Here is a 17,986-nt window from a genome sequence, read left to right as displayed (position 1 = left end):
AGAAGGGGTCTATGTCGACCAAGATCGTCGTCCCCGAGCTCGGCGAATCGGTTATCGACGCTACGGTGCTTCGCTGGCTGAAGCGGGAAGGTGACCGCGTGGCTGTCGGGGAATCGTTGGTCGAACTCGAAACCGATAAGATCAATCTGGAGGTCGGCGCCGAGCACGCAGGCGTGCTGGTCCGGATCGAGACACAGCAGGGCCAAGACGTGAAGCCCGGTGACGTGTTGGGCCTGATCGAGGAGACAGCAGAGGCCATGGAAGCGCCGAGGATCCCCGAGACCGCGCCGCCAGCCGTACAGGAAGCCATGCCTGCCGGCATGCCGACGGCGCCCGCAGAAGCCGCTCCCGTCCAGCAGCCGCCTCGGATTGAGCTCGAGGACCGAGAAGAACGTGTGCGTATGTCGCGCCGCCGGCAGACGATCGCGCGTCGCCTCGTCGAGGCCCAGCGGACGGCGGCCATGCTCACCACCTTCAACGAGATCGATATGAGCGCGGTGAACGATGTCCGGACCCGTCATAAGGAATCATTCCGGGCGAAATATGGCGTGAGCTTGGGTATCATGCCGTTCTTCATTCATGCCGCGATCGTCGCTTTGAAAGCGGTCCCTCGGCTCAATGCCGAGATCCAGGGCGACGAGATGGTCCTCAAACGTCATCACGACATTGGTATCGCTATCGCGGCCTCGGATGGGCTTGTGGTGCCGGTCCTGCGCGACGCGGATCGGATGTCCTTCGCCGGGATCGAGCGAGCCATCGAGGTGTTTGTCCGGAAGGCGGCTGACGGAACCCTGTCCCTGGACGAACTTCGTGGCGGCACCTTTACCATTACCAATGGCGGCGTCTTCGGGTCGCTGCTGAGCACTCCCATCTTGAACCCGCCGCAGGTGGGGATCCTTGGCCTTCATCGGATCCACGATCGGCCGGTTGCGCGCAATGGCGAGGTCGTCATCAGAGCCATGATGTACATCGCGCTCAGCTACGATCACCGCCTGGTGGATGGTCGCGAGGCGGTGCAGTTCCTGGTACGGCTCAAGGAGCTGATCGAGGATCCGGCGGCCTGGCTGCTCGAAGCCTGATCGCCCTTATTCATCACACGCATCACCAACCGAGTGTCGCCCCTCATCCTTGTCCATTGCACCGGCGTCTGTCTCTCCTCCCGACGCTAGCTCGCTGTGACACCTTTCACAGAATTCTTCCATGAGAGGATATAAGCTCAGGTTGTGTATTGCGAAAATCGGCGCTACGTCAGCGAGGTTGCGCGGAGACCTGCTGCGACACAACTGCGAAGATGCTCCTAGCCATCCACAGAAGGCGCATAAGGTGGCAGGGGATCAACGTCGAGCCGGCAACCCGCTGAAGAGACAGGAACGAGCGGGCCAAAGGTGGAGAACGGGCATTGACTATCCTGCCGATCGTCGTGACCGTAGCGGTGGTCATTTGGGCGGCCGCACTCGTCACGACCGCGGCGATCCTGACAGTGCGTGCCCTGCGTCCGCGTGCCGCCGCTGAGGGTTCGATCCCCGAAGGCCCGCAGATCGCGATGCTGCTCCTTGTCGGAATCGGCGGCATCCTGGTTGCGACGGCGCTGGTCACCGCCGCGCTTGTCACGGAGCGGGAATCGCACCTGGCGCATCTCCACGCCACGAATGCCACACTCGAGGCTCAGGTCCGCCTGTACGACAGTCACCTCATACACCTCGAGCAGCGCCTGGACGCCTTAAGGCGGAGCGGGAAAGAATCGAGCCAGCTTGCTGACGAACTCCGCCAGGAGATTTCCGAGTTGCGACAACGGCTGCACAGCTTGCGCTGACGCGAGCCACTCAACCAGGGAAGAGACGTACGAACGGCGTGACGCGCGGCTTCCCCTCCACGGAGCCGTCGTCCCAGGAGCCTATGGCTCAGCTCTTTCATCCGAGCACCAATACGATCGCAAGGGCGAGTGTAGTCGGCGGCCTCGTCCTCCTGGCGGTCGTGGTTACAGCCACTGCAATGGTCAACCGCTCGGACTACGTGACAGAGGTCGGGGTCATCCGCAATCAGCCTGTGGCGTTCAGTCACAAGCACCACGTCACCGATGACGGGATCGACTGCCGCTACTGTCACACCTCGGTCGAGGAGGGGCCATTCGCCGGCATCCCCCCGACAAAGACCTGCATGAATTGCCACTCGCTTATCTGGGCCGACAGTCCCATACTGGAACCGGTTCGGGAGAGTCTGCGCACAGGGAAGTCGATCGAATGGACACGGGTCTACAACCTGCCCGGGTTCGTCTATTTCGATCACAGCATCCACGTGCGAAAGGGGATCGGGTGTTCCACCTGCCACGGACCGGTCGATCAGATGCCGATCATGTGGCGGGCAAACACACTCTACATGGAGTGGTGTCTGGAGTGCCATCGCGCGCCCGAGCGCTTCGTGAGGCCACGCGAATATGTCTTCAGCATGGACTGGGAGCCGCCTGCGGATCAACTGGCGCGTGGGCGGAAGCTGGTACAGGCGTATCACATCCGGAAACTGACGAGCTGCTCCATCTGCCACCGATGACCACTTCATATTCGAAAAGAACTCGGCTTGACCTGGCTGCGATCCGGGCTCGACTGGGTGGGGCAAGGGGAAAGGGGTACTGGCGGAGCCTCGAGGAGTTGGCCGGCAGCGAGGAATGGCAGGAGTTCCTGGACCATGAATTGGCAACGTTTGCGTTCGACTGGATGGATGGCGTAAGTCGCCGCCGGTTTCTCCAGCTCATGGGCGCCTCGCTTGCGTTGGCCGGCCTCGGCGGGTGTGGCAGCGCCGCCCCGGCGCCCACCAATGAGAAGATCGTTCCCTATGTCAAGCAACCCGAGGAGATCATCCCGGGGAAACCGCTCTTCTTCGCAACTGCTATGCCCCTGGCCGGATTCGTGAGCGGCGTGCTGGTCGAGAGCCACGAAGGACGCCCCACGAAGATCGAAGGCAATCCTGATCACCCCGCCAGCCTCGGCGCTACCGATGCCTTCGCGCAGGCCTCTATCCTGACGATGTATGATCCTGATCGCTCGCAGGTCGTCGCTCGCGCAGGACGTATCAGCACCTGGAGCGCCTTTTTTAACGAGGTTGACCTCGCGCTGCAGGCCCAACAGGCCGGCCGAGGCGCCGGATTGCGGATCCTCACCGAGACGGTCACCTCACCCACCCTGGCCCATCAACTCCAGGCGCTGCTCGCCAGGTTCCCCTCGGCCCGATGGCACCAATACGAGCCGGCGGGGCGCGACGCCGCTCGAGCCGGGGCCCGTCTTGCGTTCGGCGAAGCGATTCACACCTACTATCGCGTCGACAAGGCCGATGTCATTCTTGCGCTCGACGCAGAGTTCCTCGCCTCCGGTCCCGGAAGCGTCCGGTACGCTCGCGACTTCGCGGGCGGGCGTCGCGTCAGGACAGGGCATGCAGAGATGAACCGCCTCTATGCGATCGAGAGTACGCCCTCCGTCACCGGGGCGATGGCAGACCACCGCCTGGCCGTGCGTCCCAGCGACATCGACAGCGTGACCCGGGCCATCGCACAGGAATTGGGCGTGCCCGTTCAGCCGGCGGCCCCGGTCACGCTCAACGCGTCCCAAGCCCGATGGGTCGCGGCGCTCGCCCGTGATCTGATACATCACCGCGGATCAAGCCTGGTCGTTCCGGGCGACCAGCAGCCGCCTGCCGTCCATGCGTTGGCTCACGCCATGAATCGTGCGCTGGGCAATGCCGGTCAGACCGTGATCTATACCGATCCGGTCGAAGCCGATCCGGTTGATCAGGTCGAGTCGCTGCGCGAGCTTGTGCGCGACATAGAGGCCGGACGGGTCGCCATCCTCGTCATCATCGGCGGCAACCCGGCGTTTACCGCACCAGCGGATCTCCGCTTCGCTGACAGCCTCTCGAAGGTGGCGTTGCGGGTTCATCTGAGTCTGTACGAGGATGAGACCTCGGCCCTCTGCCACTGGCAGATCCCCGAAGCGCATTACCTGGAGGCCTGGAGCGACGGCAGGGCCTACGACGGGACCGTCTCGATCATCCAGCCGTTGATTGCCCCACTCTACGGTGGCAAGACAGCGCACGAGGTGATCGCCGCCCTTATGGAAGGTCCCGACACGTCAGCATACGACATCGTGCGCGACTACTGGAAAAGCCGGACCAATGTCAAAGATTTTGAACTCTTCTGGCAAACGGCGCTCCATGATGGGCTGATTGCCGGAACAGCGTGTCCCCCCAAGTCGGTCGCACTCAAGCAGGGGAGCGGAACCCAAGCGCCGTCGAATACGGCGCAGCGCGCCGTACCGCCTGTCCCCCGATCCCACGAGGCCAAAAGCCTCGAGATTATCTTTCGCCCCGATCCGACCATCTTCGACGGCCGTTTCGCCAACAACGGCTGGCTTCAGGAGTTACCAAAACCGCTCACCAAGCTGGCGTGGGACAATGCCGCCCTGATGAGCCCTGCCACCGCCGAGCGATTGGGCCTCTCCTACCGCATCGGCTGGACCGGCGGCGAGCACGGCACGGTCTATGCGGACCTGATCGAACTCCACTATCGGGGGCGTATGATGCGCGCCCCGGCCTGGATCGTACCCGGGCATGCCGACGATTGCGTCACGATCCACTACGGCTATGGTCGCACGAAAGCGGGCAAGGTGGGATCAGGCGCCGGGTTCAACGTCTACGCCATCATGACGTCAGACGCCCCGCTAGGCGCCCCCGGCCTCGCAATCAACAAGACAGGCGAACAATACCCCCTCGCCTGCACACAGTTTCATCACTCCATCGAGGGCCGGCATCTCGCGCGAGCCGGGACAATCGAACAATACCTGAAGCATCCCGCGTTCGCTCAAGAGGTCGAGCCGGAGCCGCCGCAACAGCTGAGCCTCTATCCGGGCTTTCAGTATGACGGCTATGCCTGGGGGATGGCGATCGATCTGAACGCCTGCACAGGGTGCGGCGTCTGCGTCGTCGCCTGCCAAGCCGAGAACAACAGCCCTATTGTTGGGAAAGCAGAGGTGCGTCGCGGCCGCGAGATGCACTGGCTTCGCATCGACCGCTACTATCAGGGCGGCCCGGATAATCCGCAGACCGTTCATCAGCCGGTGTTGTGCATGCACTGTGAGAATGCCCCATGCGAGTTGGTCTGCCCCGTCGGCGCAACAAACCATAGCGCCGAGGGGCTGAACGACATGGTCTATAATCGCTGCGTGGGCACGCGCTACTGTTCGAACAACTGTCCCTACAAGGTCCGGCGCTTCAACTTTCTCCAGTACTCGGATTTCACCGCACCCAGCCTGAAGCTGCTTCGTAATCCGAATGTCACAGTGCGAAGCCGCGGCGTAATGGAGAAGTGCACCTACTGCATGCAGCGGATCAATGCCGCCAGGATCGCTGCCGAGAAGGACGATCGACAGATCCGGGATGGGGAGATCGCGACGGCCTGTCAGGCAGCCTGCCCATCGCAGGCGATCGTCTTCGGCAACATCAACGATCCGGATAGCCGCGTCTCCACGCTGAAAGCCGAGTCGCTCAACTACGGTCTGCTCACAGGGTTGAATACCAGACCACGCACCACCTATCTGGCCAAGTTGCGAAACCCCAATGCAGAGATCGAATCGGAGTAGCGAGATGCCACCCGACGAGCCGGAAGTCACGTCGGAGACCGAGTCGCCGCTGCCGCTCATCGGGCCGGGATATGATTATGTGGCAGTCACCGACAAGATCAGTTCTATCGTGCTCACGCAGCCGACGCCCCGCGTGTGGTACATCGGCTTCGGCATCTCCTTCGTCCTGGTTCTGATCCTGCTGTATGCAGTTGCCTACCTGTTCAGTGTCGGGGTCGGCGTCTGGGGCATCAATATCCCGGTGGCTTGGGGATTCGCCATCGTCAACTTCGTCTGGTGGATCGGGATCGGCCATGCGGGCACCTTGATCTCAGCCATCCTGTTGCTGATGCGCCAAAAGTGGCGAAATTCCATCAATCGCTTCGCTGAAGCCATGACGCTGTTTGCTGTAGCCTGCGCGGGGATGTTTCCACTCCTGCATCTGGGGAGGCCGTGGTTCTTCTATTGGCTGTTCCCCTATCCAAGCACCATGGGGATCCAGCCGCAGTTCCGCAGCCCACTGGTGTGGGACGTCTTTGCCGTGTCTACCTATTTTACAGTGTCGCTCCTATTCTGGTATCTCGGCCTGATTCCCGACCTCGCCACGCTACGCGACCGGGCGCGGAAGCGATTACCAAGGTTCGTCTACGGCATCCTGGCCATGGGCTGGCGGGGCTCCGCCATTCACTGGCATCGCTACGAGATGGCCTACCTCCTGCTCGCCGGACTGGCCACGCCGCTGGTGGTGTCGGTCCACACGGTCGTGAGCTTCGACTTTTCCATCGCCCTCGTCCCGGGCTGGCACTCCACGATTTTCCCGCCATATTTCGTCGCGGGCGCGATCTATTCCGGCTTCGCCATGGTGTTGGTCCTCGCCATCCCCATTCGAGCGCTCTATGGGCTGGAAGACTTCATCACCCTCCGCCACCTGCGGAACATGGGCGAGATCATGCTGGCAACGGGCTTGATCGTAGCCTACGGTTACCTGATGGAGACCTTCATGGCCTGGTATAGCGGGAATCTCTACGAATGGTCCATGATGCTCAACCGGATGTTTGGTTCGTACGGCTACATGTATTGGCTTTTGATGCTCTTCAATGTCCTGGTGCCGCAGACGATCTGGATTCCCAGGATCCGGACGAACGTGCCGGCTCTCTTTGCGATCTCACTGAGCGTGCTCTTCGGGATGTGGCTCGAACGATACGTCATCATCGTGGTGAGCCTGAGCCGCGACTTTCTGCCGACCGCTTGGGGCCAGTATGCAGGCACGATCTGGGACTATGCGACCCTGGCCGGTTCGATCGGGCTGTTCCTTACGCTGATGTTCCTGTTTATCCGGTTTCTACCGATGATCTCCATCTTCGAGATGCGAGCGATCCTCCCGAAACCGGACAATATGAGTCCCCGGTGACGCGGTGTGTTTGGAAGCAACAGCACAAGGACTGAAGCATGAAAACCGGACTCCCCCTCTTCGGCCTGATGGCCGAATTTGAGAATCCTGACGTCCTGCTGGCGGCGGCTCGCCGCGCCTATGAGGAGGGCTATCGGTACATGGATGCGTACACCCCTCTGCCGGTTGAAGGGCTGGCCGAGGCTCTCGGCCGCCGGCGTACCTGGGTTCCACTCATCGTGTTGATCGGCGGCCTCATCGGGTGTCTTGGCGGGTTCTACCTGCAGTACTGGGTTGCGGTACTCGATTATCCCATCAATGTCGGAGGACGCCCGTTGAACAGTTGGCCGTCCTTCATCCCTGTCACCTTTGAGCTGACTGTCCTGGTGGCAGCCCTATTCGCGGTCTTCGGGCTCCTCGCGCTATGCGGCCTCCCGATGCCCTATCATCCCGTCTTTAACGTCCGGCGGTTCGAGTTGGCCAGCCGGAGTCGGTTCTTTCTGTGTATCGAGGCGCGAGATCCGCTCTTCGACCGCCAGCGAACCTGGCAGTTCTTAGAGAGCACCTGTCCCCGCGGGGTCTACGATGTGGAACATTAAGCGGATGGGCGTCGAACTCGACCGTCCGTTCCGATGGGCGCATGTCGTGTTCGTAGGCTGCTTGCTGGCAGCCTGCCAGCAACAGATGGCCGACCAGCCGCGGTACAAGCCGCTGGCCAGGAGCAGTTTCTTCGGAGACGAGCGATCGGCGCGACCCCTCGTGCCCGGCACGGTAGCGCGGGGCCGGCTTCTGGCGGATGAGCAGCTCTACACCGGCAGGTCAGCGGGGAGATTAGTGGATACCTTCCCATTCCCGGTAACGCCGGCCCTCCTCGTTCGTGGACAGGAGCGTTTCAACATTTTTTGCGCGCTCTGCCACGATCGGGTGGGAAGCGGCCTGGGGATGGTGGTGCGACGCGGGTTCCGTCAACCGCCTTCGTACCACACTGATCGCCTGCGGCAGGCCCCCATCGGCCATTTCTTCGAGGTCATTACTAACGGCTTCGGAACGATGCCGGATTATGCCGCCCAGATCCAGCCGCGCGACCGCTGGGCGATCATCGCCTACATCCGCGCCCTCCAATTGAGCCAGCACGCAACGCTCGCAGATGTGCCGACAGCAGAGCGTCACCGGCTCCAGAAGCAGGTCAAATGAACGAGCATGAATCCTTTCGCCTACGAATAGATCGTCTCCAACAGCGCGCCTTCCTGGTTGGTCTGGTCGCCGTGACGCTTTGTATCGGAGGAGCAATCTTCAACCCGGGTCAGTTTTTCCAATCGTATCTGCAGGCGTATCTCTTCTGGATCGGGATCAGTCTTGGCTGTCTCGCCGTTTTGATGCTTCACCATCTTGTTGGCGGGTGGTGGGGCTTACCGATTCGGCGGCCGCTCGAGGCCGGATGCAGGACGCTTTCCCTGATGGCTGTTCTGTTTGTGCCGATTCTCCTATGGTCGCGCCTGCTGTATAGCTGGGCGCGCGCTGAGGAGGTGGCAGCAGACGAGTTGCTCCGACATAAGAGCCTGTACCTGAATGTTCCTGCCTTCACAGGCCGCGCTATCGTCTATTTTGCGATCTGGATCAGTGTTGCGCACGTCCTGAACAGATGGTCAGGTGAGCAGGATCGGACCGGTAACCGGTTGATCGCGAAGCGCTTCAAGGACCTCAGTGGGCCCGGGCTTGTTCTTTACGGGCTCACCGTGACCTTCTCGGCTGTTGATTGGGTGATGTCGCTCGAACCTCACTGGCACTCGACCATCTATGGCATGGTCTTCGTCGCCGGCCAAGGTCTCGAAGGGACAGCGTTTGTCATTATTGTTGCGCATCTGCTGACCCGTTGGGGCGCGCTGGCGGATATGGCACCTTCGCAACGATTTCACGACCTGGGCAATCTGACACTGACCTTTCTCATGCTCTGGGCCTATACCGCCTTCTCGCAATTCCTCATCGTGTGGGCCGAGAATCTCACCGACGAAATCCCCTGGTATCTTCATCGAACAATCGGCGGCTGGCAGGGAATGGCTGTGACGCTCATCGTACTTCAGTTCGGTCTGCCGTTCGTACTACTCCTGTCTCGCGGCCTGAAACAGCGTTCACAGCTATTATCACTGATAGCAATCGTAATCCTTTTCATGCGGATGGTGGATCTGGTCTGGCTCGTCGCCCCCGCCTTCCATCCAACAGGCCTGTTTATTCACTGGTTAGATCTCCTGACCCCGATCGGCATGGGTGGGATCTGGATCAGCATCTTTGTGTGGCACCTCAAAACCCGGCCGCTCATCCCTCTGCATGACCCCATGATGGAAGCAGCCCGCGAGCAGGCTGGGGAGGGCCAGACATGAAAAAAGACGACGCCACGCGAGGGGGCGCCGGCTACGAATCCCGGGACATGAGCATCCGCGTTATCGGGACGTTCTTGCTGGGGTTGCTCGCTGTGACCGGTATCGTGCTTCTCGTGATGTGGCTGCTGTTTAAGGTCTTCGTCGCCCAGCAAGCCAAAAGGGATGTGCGTCCCTCGCCGCTGGCAGCGGCGCCGCTGCCTCCCGAACCTCGTTTGCAGGTCACCCCTGGAAGGGAACTCCAGGAGAAACAAGCACAAGAAGATGTCATCCTGAACAGCTACGGCTGGGTGGACCGCGGCGCCGGGGTTGTGCGAATTCCCATCGATCGCGCGATCACGCTGCTGGCGGAGAGGAGGCTGCCGGTGAAGGTCGAGAAAGAGCGGATCCGATGACCGCACAAGCGCACCATCGCCCGTGGCATTTGTCAGTCCGGGAAAGCCGGCTTTGCGCCACTCGCTCCTGGGGCCGGCGCCGCGCCATCCGACCTCGCGTCATCGCTCTTCTATTCGTTTGCTCTGCTATCCTCGCTTGGCCTGCCGCTGGATGGACGCACGATTCACAGGTGGATTCGCGGCCGGTCGTCCTCCGCGAGGTGGCCTTCGATCAACGGGTGAACGAGCAGGTGCCGCTTGACCTTGTGCTTCGCGACGAAGAGGGCCGGCCCGTTTCCCTCGGGCGCTATTTTGGCAAGAAACCGATCGTCCTGGCCCTGGTCTATTACCGCTGCCGGAACCTCTGCCCGGTGGTGCTGGAAGGCCTCGTGAGATCGCTGCGCGCCATCACGTTCGATGTCGGGAAGCAATTCGATGTGGTCGTCGTAAGCTTTGATTCGCGTGATCTCCCTGGGGTCGCGGCGGCGGAGAAGACGAAGGCTGTTCAGCAGTATGGCCGACCAGGGACGGCAGAGGGTTGGCATTTCCTGACGGGCGAGGAGACCATCATCCAGCGGCTGACCCGATCGGTCGGCTTTCGCGCCACATACGACATTGCGATGGACCAATATCGTCATGCGACAGGGATCGTTGTCCTGACGCCGCAGGGCAAACTCTACCGCTATCTGTACGGGATTGAGTATTCCTCCCGGGATCTCAGGCTCAGTCTGATCGAGGCCTCGGGCAACAGGGTCGGAACGCCTCTCGATCAGGTCCTGCTCTTCTGCTACTCCTACGACCCGACAACAGGGAAATACACTGTTCTGGTGATGAATGTCATCCGGCTGGCCGGTCTCATGACGGTTGGCGCCTTGGGCGCGTTCATCGCGGCGATGTGGCGCCGCGACCGTCACGAGTCGAGCGGGCACGATCCGAGGGTATAACACGATGGTGCCCGAGCTTCCCCTGTTTCCCCCACAGGCATCGACGTATGCGGCACGCGAGGATGCCCTCTTTTTTTTCCTTCTGCTGGTCAGCGCATTCTTCGCCGCGCTCATCTTCTTCCTGGTGATCTTTTTTGCCGTGAGGTATCGGAGGCGCTCGCCGACAGAGCGGGCCCGCGTGATCCGGGAGCCGCTCGCGCTCGAGCTGGCCTGGACCCTCATTCCGCTCGGGATAAACGTTATTGCGTTTGTCTGGGGAGCGCAGCTTTTTTTCTTCGCGGCGCGCCCGCCGGCAGCCTCGATAGAGATCGCTGTAGTGGGAAAACAGTGGATGTGGAAGTTTCAGCATCCGGAAGGGCGGAGCGAGATCAACGAGCTGCACGTGCCGGAAGGCCGCCCGATCAAATTGACGATGACATCGCAGGATGCCATTCACAGTCTTTTCGTCCCGGCCTTCCGGATCAAGAAGGATGCGGTGCCAGGCCGCTACACAGTGGCATGGTTCGAGGCGACCAGGACCGGCGACTATCACCTCTTCTGCACCCAGTACTGCGGGGCGTTGCACGCGCACATGATCGGCCGTGTGACGGTCATGAACCCGGTCGCATACCAACAGTGGCTCGGTGGCCCAGCGGTCCCCGCCGTCCCGATGGCCGAGGCCGGCCGCCTGCTGTTTCAGCAACGCGGCTGTATCACGTGCCATCGCCCCGACGGGAAGGGTCTTGGGCCGTCGTTGCTGGGGGTGTTTGGACAGCCGGTACATCTACAGGATGGCAGGATAGTCAAGGCCGACGAGAGTTATATCCGGGAGTCGGTGCTGCTACCACAGGCCAAGATCGTGGCCGGCTACCCCCCCGTCATGCCGTCATTCAAAGGCCAGATCGGCGAGGAAGGGCTGTTGCAGATCATCGCGTATATCAAATCCCTGAAGCGGGAAGAAAAGGGCGAGGCCAAACCATGAACGTACCCCCACTTCAGCAACGAGCGCATTACCTCAACATCGACTACAGAATCAGGTCGTGGCTCTTCACCACCGATCACAAGAGGATTGCGTGGCTATATCTCGCGTCGATCACCACGCTGTTCTTCGTGGGCGCGGCGTTTGCCGTCGCGATCCGGCTCAATCTGTTAACGCCGCAAGGCGATCTGATCCAGGCGGAGACCTACAACAAGATGTTTACCATGCACGGCCTGATCATGATCTTCTTTTTCCTGATCCCATCGATCCCGGCCGTCCTGGGAAACTTCCTCATCCCCATGATGATCGGCGCGCGAGATGTGGCCTTCCCGCGCCTGAACCTGGCGAGCTGGTACATCTTCACGCTGGGCGCGCTATTTACCGTCACCGCGGCGGCGGTCGGCGGCGTCGACACCGGTTGGACCTTCTACACACCCTACAGCACCACCTACTCCATGACGAACGTCGTGCTGACGGTCATCGGGATCTTCGTCGTGGGCTTTTCCTCGATCCTGACCGGGCTGAACTTCATGGTGACCATCCACAAGATGCGCGCCCCCGGCCTGACGTGGTTCCGCCTGCCGCTCTTTATCTGGTCGCTCTATGCGTCGAGCGTCATCTTCGTTCTCGGGACGCCGGTCCTGGCTATTTCGTTGGTACTGGTTGCCGTCGAACGGCTGTTCAGGATCGGCATCTTCGACCCAGCGCTGGGAGGCGATCCCCTGCTGTTTCAGCACCTCTTCTGGTTCTATTCGCATCCGGCCGTGTATGTCATGATTCTGCCCGGAATGGGCGTCGTCAGCGAGCTGATCCCCTGTTTCTCCAAGAAGCGGATCTTCGGCTACCACTACGTGGCCTTCTCCAGTCTGGCCATTGCCGTCATCGGGTTTTTCGTCTGGGGCCACCACATGTTCGTCAGCGGCCAGTCGGTGTACGCCGGCATGGCGTTCTCGGCCCTGAGCTTCCTCGTGGCGGTTCCCTCAGCCATCAAAGTGTTCAACTGGACCGCAACCCTCTACAAGGGGTCGATCTCTCACGAGACGCCGATGCTCTATGCCTTGGGCTTCATCGGCCTGTTTACTATCGGGGGGCTGACGGGGCTCTTTCTGGCCACGATGGGGGTGGACATCCATGTGCATGACACCTACTTCGTGATCGCCCACTTCCATTACATCATGGTGGGCGGCGCTGTCATGGCCTACCTGGGCGGCATCCATTTCTGGTGGCCGAAGATAACCGGACGGATGTACCCGGAGGCGTGGGCCAGATTGGCGGCGTTGATCGTGTTCGTCGGGTTCAACCTGACATTTTTTCCGCAGTTCATCCTGGGCTACCTGGGGATGCCGCGGCGCTATCACATGTACCCGCCGGAGTTTCAGGCCCTGAATGTCCTCTCCACGGCCGGCGCATCTATTCTCGGAGTCGGATACGTGCTGCCCCTCATCTATTTGATCTGGTCGCTCCGGTATGGCGCAATCGCGGACGCCAATCCATGGGACGCGACGGGGCTCGAATGGCAGACGCCCTCGCCGCCCCCCACCGAAAACTTCGAGCACCCGCCGGTGGTGACAGAAGAACCGTACGCCTATCCAACCTGGGAGGGTGAAGATGCGTGAGCGCACGGACCTCCCGGCGCACCAGTTCGAGGATGTAGACCAGCAACACGAAGCGTCGCGGCTGGGGATGTGGATCTTTCTGGCCACAGAGATCCTGTTCTTCGGGGGGATGTTCACCGGCTACGCCTTGTACCGCTCGCTGTATCCGGCGGCCTTCGCCGATGCCAGCCGAACACTCGAGATCGTACTCGGGGCCACCAACACGATGGTGCTGATCGGCAGCAGCCTCACGATGGCCATGGCCGTCCACGCCGCTCAAGTGGGCAGGCGCAAGGCGTTGACCGGCTTCCTTCTGGCAACGATAGGGTTGGGACTGGCGTTTCTGGCGATTAAAGGGATCGAATACGCCCATAAGTTCGAGCACCATCTGGTCCCGGGCAGCGCCTTCATCTACACTGACCGATTTGGCCCGCAGGCGCAGCTCTTCTTCTCATTCTATTTCGTCATGACGGGGATGCACGCCCTCCATATGGTGATCGGGGTCTGTCTGTTGGCTGCGCTTGTCGCCAAGTCTCTGAGGAACCGGTTCTCATCCGCCTACTACACGCCGGTCGAACTCATCGGACTGTACTGGCACTTTGTCGATATCATCTGGATCTTTCTCTTCCCCTTACTCTATCTGATCGACCGTCACTAATGGCGCCGCGCATCGTTCCCCCAAAGGTCTATTATCGGGTGTTCGTCGTGCTGATCCTGCTCACCCTCGCGACTACGGGGATCGCGTACCTTGATCTCCGGTTCCTCAATCCTGTCGCAGCTATCACGATCGCCGTCTGCAAGGCATCGCTGGTGGTCCTCTTCTTCATGCATGTCCGCTACAGCGTTCGACTGACTTGGGTCTTTCTCTGCGCGGGACTTCTCTGGTTGACGGTCCTGATAGGCTTGACCTTGAGCGACGCCCTCACTCGCGACTGGCTTCCCGTCCCTGCACCCTGGAGCGCCACAGCCTCGAAGAATCGCCGGTGAGCCTCTGCTTCTCTCTCAGGGATTTTCCGCCGCCTTTTCAGGTATTCACTCGATAGCGGTCGCCGGATGCGCAGGGTTAAGCTGTTACACCCACAAGGGGTGGTACGTGCATCGACGGGTGATGGAGCGAGGCGCGTGTGGCACAATCGCGCTTGTACTGTAACCCGCACGGTGAACCAACAACACTCCATTGGCACACTGCTTCACAGTATCTGAGGTTAACTACGACGATTCCAACTACCAGGAAAGGATGGTTGAATGATGAAGACATCAAATCAGACGTTGAAAGAATTTCCCGTAATGTACGAAACGAAAAATGATATCCCCCAACAACGGCGCGGCGAACTGATCATACTGCTGAACCAGCGCCTCGCTGACGCGGTGGATCTCCACACGCAGATAAAACAAGCGCATTGGAATGTGAAAGGTCCGCACTTCATCAGCTTGCATGAACTGTTCGATAACATCCATGAAGACATCGGCAAGTACGTGGACGTGATCGCCGAGCGCATTGTGCAATTGGGCGGCATTGCGGCAGGCACGGCGCGCTCGGCCGCGGGCTGCTCCAGGCTCAAAGAGTATCCGCTTGACATTGCCGACGGCTCGGCCCACGTCGAGGCGGTAGCGCAGGCGCTCTCCATCTTCGGATGTGACGCCCGGAGTACGGCCAACGAGGCCGATGAACTGGGCGACACCGATACGTCGGACATCTTCATCGAGATTTCCCGCGGGATTGATAAATGGCTGTGGATGGTCGAAGCGCATTCCCACGCGTCGAAGTAATCGGTCGATCACAACCTCCTTGCACACGACCTTGATGAGTAAAGTGGTTCCGATCGTCGAGACGGTCCTGCCGCTGGCGCAGGCTCGCGAGGCCCAGCGACTCCGCCAGGCCCGGCCACGTCCGCGGCGCGATCGTACTGCGCGTCGCCGGGGAGCAATGAACGCGATGCACGCGCGAACGCGTCGTCCCCACTGGACCGGCGCGCGGCATCCGCCCATCGATTCCTTTTTATATATTTATGTGCGTGGCCTATGGAGTGCATGATCCAGACCCAATAAAAGGAGGTGATATTCCATGCGGGGAAAAGTAGCAGTCGCGTGTATCGCCATCCTGGCAGCGCTCTCCGTAGCTGGAGTAGCGTTTGCTAAGCACATTCTTTATGCCGAGGTCGTCTCGGTCAACGCCTCCACCAGGACTCTGACAGTCGATATTCAGGGGCTGCAGTGGACCTGCAACGTCGTGGAGAGGGCCCATACCCTGGCCGACCTTAAACCAGGCGACAAGATAGGGATCATTTATACCGAAAGTAAAAAGGGCCGACCTTTGTGCCACCATGTATTCCCCGTGCCGACTGGAGGGTAACAATCAGTGACAGCGGGGCCGATGAGACACTGACCGTTCAGTTCGTCACAAAGGAATTAAATGAAGGGCATCCGATCGGACGTCAGATGAGCATTCAAGTAAAGCGCGTGTATGAACAATCGGCCAAGACCGACGGCGTACGGTTTCTGGTTGAGCGGCTTTGGCCGCGCGGGGTAAAGAAGGAAGCGCTGCGGAAGGAGGCATGGCTCAAGAACGTGGCGCCGAGTGACGCGCTGCGTAAGTGGTTCGCGCACGATCCGAAGAAGTGGCCGGAGTTCCAACGCCGCTACGCTGAGGAACTGGACGCGAATCCGACCGCGTGGCAGCCGCTCCTTGACGCAGCGCGCGAGGGCGACGCGACGTTGTTGTACAGCGCCCACGACACCGAACACAATAACGCTATCGCGCTGAAAGCCTACCTTGAGGCGCGACTGAGGAGGCGGTAGCCCCGGCTGTTGGCGCCTGGGGGGCATACGGCCATACGCCGTTGTCGTCTCTTGATCGATAGAGCGGTGGTTTGGGAAACTACGGCCGATTGCATGGCGCAATGGATTGTCCTGAGCAACCAAGGAGGAACGAGCGATGACTGCCGCCGAAGGTTGGCCGATTTTTATGGCGAAACTGAAGACACGTGAAGAGGTCGCGGAACGCACGATGGCGTTCTTTTTCGAAAGGCCTCAGAATTGGACGTTCAAAGCGGGCCAGTTCATCGACATTACGATCATCGATCCGCCGCAGACCGATGCCAAAGGGAACACACGCGGGTTTTCCATCGCCAGCGCGCCGCATGACCCGCATATCATGGTGACGACGAGGCTGCGCGATTCTGCGTTCAAACGCGTGTTGCACAGCATGCCGCTGGGCGCGGAAGCAAAGTTTGAAGGCCCATTTGGAAATCTCACGCTGCACAACAACGCTGCGCGTCCGGCGGTGTTTCTAGCCGGCGGCATCGGCATCACGCCGTTTCGCAGCATCGCCGTGCGCGCGGCGACAGAGAGACTGCCGCACCGGATTGTCCTCTTCTATTCCAACCGCCGGCCCGAAGATGCGCCGTTTCTCGATGAGTTGCGGGCGCTCGAACGTGACAATTCGAATTTCCACTGTATTCCGACGATGACGCAAATGGCGCATTCGAAGCACTCCTGGAGCGGAGAGACGGGGCGCATCGACAAGCAGATGCTGGGGAGGCATCTGGACGGCGTGCGCGACGCCATCTATTACATCGCCGGACCGCCCGCCATGGTCAGCGGCCTACACGCGATGCTGAACAGCGCCGGGATCAACGATGACGACATCCGAATAGAAGAGTTCGCGGGTTACTGATACAGTCCATCCATACGGCTGGGCAAGCAACGATGCAAACACAACAAGGCAAGAAGGAGGGCATCGTCATGCGTGTATCACGGATCGCGCCAAAGGTTGTCCTGAAGAAGGCGGAATACATCGGGAAACATCCGGAGGAACAGGAGCTGTTCCGGGGGTTCGCAACGGTCGATCGTACAAAGATAGCGGACTTGTCTTTCGAAAGACGCTACCCTCGATGCGCGGCCATTTATGCCGAAGGCGATACGAGCGACGCCATCTACATCGTGATGAGTGGTCTGGTGAAGCTGGTATCCCTTTCAGAGACTGGGACGGAGACGATACTGCATATTTTTGCTCCTGGACAGGTCTTCGGAGAACTCCTCCTCGGAGGAGAGGTACGGCCGTTTACTGCGATCGCCATCGAGGATACCATCGTCAGGGCTATCCCCAAACCGCATATTACCGAACTCCTCCACTCCATCCCCTCCCTTGCCCTGAACCTTCTTGCGCTGATCGCGAAGCGCCTGATCGAAACCCAGCAGCGTCTGGCGCAATCCGGGCACTCCTGGTCTTACCACCGGTTGGCGAAAGTCCTGCTCGAGTTAGCGGACAGACACGGGGCAGACGGTCCCGCCGGCACCATGATCCAGCTTCCACTCACCCACGAGGACCTGGCCAACCTGATCGGCACCACAAGAGAAACCGTCACGACCCAGCTCGGCCGTTTCAAGCGGATGGGTCTGGTCAGTCAGCAGGGCCGGCGTTTCTTTATTGCCCGATCCGGTCTCACGATCTTCATCCACTCCGCGTTGTTCCATTCCAACGGTGTTCATCACCCCGCCTCACTGAAGTACAGAGTACGCGCTGAGAATTGCTGCAGTGCGAACAGTTAACGTTGAGTGTTGTAGCCGCCGCAGGCCGGGTCTTCCAGCCCGCCGCGGGATCCGCCAGGTTCACCTGGTGTTGGTCCCAGTAATTTGCTTGCCTGACGCATGCACTTCGCATACAGTCCTTTCGTCCATGTTGACGCAAATAGATGCAGATCAGTCATACCGCTCGGCCGTCTACGGCCCAGGCCCAGCCTCACAT

19 protein-coding genes are annotated in these 17,986 nt (G+C 60.4%); all 19 read left to right on the top strand.

The genetic code is table 11. The features are described from left to right. The first annotated feature begins 11 nt into the window (after positions 1-11). The 19 genes from sucB (at position 12) to C3F12_09770 (ending at position 17,790) form a co-directional block, all read left to right on the top strand. On the top strand, positions 12-1,079 hold the full coding sequence (gene sucB, locus C3F12_09860; protein PWB46330.1) for a dihydrolipoyllysine-residue succinyltransferase: 1,068 nt from the start codon (positions 12-14) through the stop codon (positions 1,077-1,079). A gap of 320 nt (positions 1,080-1,399) precedes the next feature. Next, the gene (locus C3F12_09855; GenBank protein PWB46329.1) at positions 1,400-1,813 is read left to right on the top strand and encodes a hypothetical protein; all 414 of its coding nucleotides are present in this window, start codon (positions 1,400-1,402) and stop codon (positions 1,811-1,813) included. Positions 1,814-1,896: 83 nt separating this feature from the next. Then, positions 1,897-2,547 (top strand): cytochrome C, encoded by a 651-nt coding sequence (locus C3F12_09850; protein ID PWB46328.1) that lies wholly within the window; start codon positions 1,897-1,899, stop codon positions 2,545-2,547. After that, positions 2,544-5,624, top strand: a complete 3,081-nt coding sequence (locus C3F12_09845; GenBank protein PWB46327.1) for a molybdopterin oxidoreductase — start codon at positions 2,544-2,546, stop codon at positions 5,622-5,624. Before C3F12_09850 ends, C3F12_09845 begins: the two co-directional genes overlap by 4 nt. A 4-nt stretch (positions 5,625-5,628) precedes the next feature. Further along, a complete protein-coding gene (locus C3F12_09840; protein ID PWB46326.1) occupies positions 5,629-7,014 on the top strand; it encodes a hydrogenase in 1,386 nt (461 codons plus the stop codon). Between the two features lie 68 nt (positions 7,015-7,082). Beyond that, complete coding sequence (locus C3F12_09835; GenBank protein ID PWB46425.1) at positions 7,083-7,592, top strand: DUF3341 domain-containing protein; 510 nt, start codon at positions 7,083-7,085, stop codon at positions 7,590-7,592. 4 nt (positions 7,593-7,596) lie between these two features. Beyond that, on the top strand, positions 7,597-8,187 hold the full coding sequence (locus C3F12_09830; GenBank protein ID PWB46325.1) for a quinol:cytochrome C oxidoreductase: 591 nt from the start codon (positions 7,597-7,599) through the stop codon (positions 8,185-8,187). Continuing rightward, positions 8,184-9,371 (top strand): hypothetical protein, encoded by a 1,188-nt coding sequence (locus tag C3F12_09825; protein ID PWB46324.1) that lies wholly within the window; start codon positions 8,184-8,186, stop codon positions 9,369-9,371. The genes C3F12_09830 and C3F12_09825 overlap by 4 nt, the downstream gene beginning before the upstream one ends. Further along, positions 9,368-9,763 carry a hypothetical protein gene (locus C3F12_09820; protein PWB46323.1) on the top strand — a complete coding sequence of 132 codons (396 nt, stop codon included), beginning with the start codon at positions 9,368-9,370 and terminating at the stop codon, positions 9,761-9,763. The genes C3F12_09825 and C3F12_09820 overlap by 4 nt, the downstream gene beginning before the upstream one ends. A gap of 170 nt (positions 9,764-9,933) precedes the next feature. Beyond that, positions 9,934-10,686, top strand: a complete 753-nt coding sequence (locus tag C3F12_09815; GenBank protein ID PWB46322.1) for an SCO family protein — start codon at positions 9,934-9,936, stop codon at positions 10,684-10,686. A 7-nt stretch (positions 10,687-10,693) separates the two neighbouring features. Further along, on the top strand, positions 10,694-11,647 hold the full coding sequence (gene coxB, locus C3F12_09810) for a cytochrome c oxidase subunit II (GenBank protein PWB46424.1): 954 nt from the start codon (positions 10,694-10,696) through the stop codon (positions 11,645-11,647). Then, the gene (ctaD, locus tag C3F12_09805; GenBank protein PWB46321.1) at positions 11,644-13,260 is read left to right on the top strand and encodes a cytochrome c oxidase subunit I; all 1,617 of its coding nucleotides are present in this window, start codon (positions 11,644-11,646) and stop codon (positions 13,258-13,260) included. The genes coxB and ctaD overlap by 4 nt, the downstream gene beginning before the upstream one ends. After that, positions 13,253-13,897, top strand: coding sequence for a cytochrome oxidase subunit III (locus C3F12_09800; protein ID PWB46320.1), 645 nt, complete (start codon positions 13,253-13,255; stop codon positions 13,895-13,897). The genes ctaD and C3F12_09800 overlap by 8 nt, the downstream gene beginning before the upstream one ends. Then, positions 13,897-14,226 carry a hypothetical protein gene (locus C3F12_09795; GenBank protein PWB46319.1) on the top strand — a complete coding sequence of 110 codons (330 nt, stop codon included), beginning with the start codon at positions 13,897-13,899 and terminating at the stop codon, positions 14,224-14,226. Before C3F12_09800 ends, C3F12_09795 begins: the two co-directional genes overlap by 1 nt. Before the next feature lie 261 nt (positions 14,227-14,487). Then, positions 14,488-15,009 (top strand): DNA starvation/stationary phase protection protein Dps, encoded by a 522-nt coding sequence (locus tag C3F12_09790; protein ID PWB46423.1) that lies wholly within the window; start codon positions 14,488-14,490, stop codon positions 15,007-15,009. A gap of 295 nt (positions 15,010-15,304) precedes the next feature. Continuing rightward, entirely contained in the window at positions 15,305-15,592 is a 288-nt protein-coding gene (locus tag C3F12_09785) for a hypothetical protein (GenBank protein ID PWB46318.1), read from the top strand. Positions 15,593-15,678: 86 nt separating this feature from the next. After that, entirely contained in the window at positions 15,679-16,038 is a 360-nt protein-coding gene (locus C3F12_09780; GenBank protein PWB46317.1) for a DUF488 domain-containing protein, read from the top strand. 136 nt (positions 16,039-16,174) lie between these two features. Then, a complete protein-coding gene (locus C3F12_09775) occupies positions 16,175-16,915 on the top strand; it encodes an oxidoreductase (GenBank protein PWB46316.1) in 741 nt (246 codons plus the stop codon). A 32-nt stretch (positions 16,916-16,947) separates the two neighbouring features. Continuing rightward, positions 16,948-17,790: a hypothetical protein gene (locus tag C3F12_09770; protein ID PWB46315.1), complete on the top strand. Its 843-nt coding sequence runs from the start codon at positions 16,948-16,950 to the stop codon at positions 17,788-17,790. The last annotated feature ends 196 nt before the right edge of the window (positions 17,791-17,986 follow it).

The organism is Candidatus Methylomirabilota bacterium, from assembly GCA_003104975.1.
GTDB lineage: Bacteria > Methylomirabilota > Methylomirabilia > Methylomirabilales > Methylomirabilaceae > Methylomirabilis.
This window is presented reverse-complemented; position numbering and strand designations above follow the sequence as displayed.